Source organism: Streptomyces sp. MS191 (genome assembly GCF_008042125.1).
GTDB lineage: Bacteria > Actinomycetota > Actinomycetes > Streptomycetales > Streptomycetaceae > Streptomyces.
Genome location: NZ_RDBI01000205.1, coordinates 1 through 1,592 on the forward strand (window position 1 = coordinate 1; position 1,592 = coordinate 1,592).

1 protein-coding gene is annotated in these 1,592 nt (G+C 73.7%); it reads right to left on the reverse strand.

What is annotated here, in order from left to right; all coding sequences use genetic code 11:
- On the reverse strand, window positions 1-1,143 hold a 1,143-nt coding region (locus EAO71_RS36425), incomplete at its 3' end, for a TolB-like translocation protein (RefSeq protein ID WP_459112793.1).
- Between the last annotated feature and the right edge of the window lie 449 nt (window positions 1,144-1,592).

Here is a 1,592-nt window from a genome sequence, read left to right on the forward strand (position 1 = left end):
GCATCCGGGCGCATCCGGGCGGGCGGTCCCACGGAGTCCGTGGTCCAGGCCGAGTGGCGGGACGGCCGCGGTGAAGACGTCATAGGGAAGGGTCGGGCCCGCTCCGACGGCGACCAGGCGGCCTGTGTCGGCGTCGACGCTCTGGACGAAGTCGGTGTAGGGGAGGTCGAGCGGTGTCAGTGCGGGCAGCCCGGGTCCGGCGTCGGGATCCACCACGGAGATCTGTCGTCCCGCGCCCGTGCCGTGGATGGCCACCGCGCGTCCGTCGGGAAGGGGGGCGAACCATGAGGTGCCCGGTTTCCACAGGGCTCCGCCGAACTCCTCCTCCGCGGGGGCGATGACCCGTGCGGGGCCTCCCCGGGCGGGCACGAGGTGGAGGTTCCACCAGCCGTCGGGGTCGGTGACCGCCCAGAGGGTGTCGGCGTCCCGCCACTCGGCCTGGACCACGGACTCCGTGGGACCGCCCGCCCGGATGCCGTGGACGCCGGCCGTCCCGTCGGCCCGCAGGGGCGCGACGCACAACTCCGTGCCGTCCCACGGCATGTTGGGGTGGTTCCATCCGAGCCAGGACAGGTGCCGGCCGTCCGGTGACATGCGGGGACAGGTCATGAACCGGTGGGTCGCGGCGATCGTCCGTTCGGTGCCGGTGCTGAGGGAGACGGCCACGAGGGCGCGTTCGACGTCGCGTACCCCGCCCGAGCGGGTTTCGCGCACTGCCCAGACCTCGTCCCGCGACGGAGGAACGTAGAGATCGCCGTAGGTGACGTTCTTGCGCGTCGGCGTCAGGGGCCGGGGCTCGTCCTGGCCGTCCGGGCAGTGCACGTAGAGACGCTGGTCGTGCCAGTGGGTGAAGACGAGACCGTCAGCGGTGGGACGCCAGCTCCGGCCGCCGTACTCGTGGAGACCGTTGCGGGCGTCGAAGTCCGCCGGGAGCACGTCCTCGACCTCACCGGCCGGTGTGGCGCGGACGACGCAGCGGCGCCCGGCCTCGTGGGGTCGTGGTTCGTCCCACCAGACTTCGTCGCCGACCAGGGAGACCCAGCCGGGCGTTCCGTCCTGGCAGGCGACGGTCGCGGCGGTGATGTCGGAGGTCCAGGCCCGGAAGGCACGCGGCGTGCTCCGGGCGGCGGGTGAGTGGTTCATCGGGGTTACCGCCTTGTGCCCATGCGGATGGGCGTCGTGAGGTTCGGTCGGTGGGGTTTCGGGCACGCCGGCCTCTTCGTCCCGCCGCCGAGCGGACCGCGGGGGCCGGGGGTTTCGCTGGTCCGGGGTCACGGCGCGGTGCAGCACACGTGCGGGGTGGGACCGGCCGCATTCGGGGGGATCGGGGGGGATCGGGGTCCGCCCCGGCAGCGGAGCGTCGTACCGGCAGGTGCGCGTGCCGGATGCGCGGGCGCCGGGGGGCCTTACCGCGGTGGTGGGCAGTGATGCACCGCGCCGTGACCCCGGACCAGCGAAACCCCCGGCCCCCGCGGTCCGCTCGGCGGCGGGACGAAGAGGCCGGCGTGCCCGAAACCCCACCGACCGAACCTCACGACGCCCATCCGCATGGGCACAAGGCGGTAACCCCGATGAACCACTCACCCGCCGCC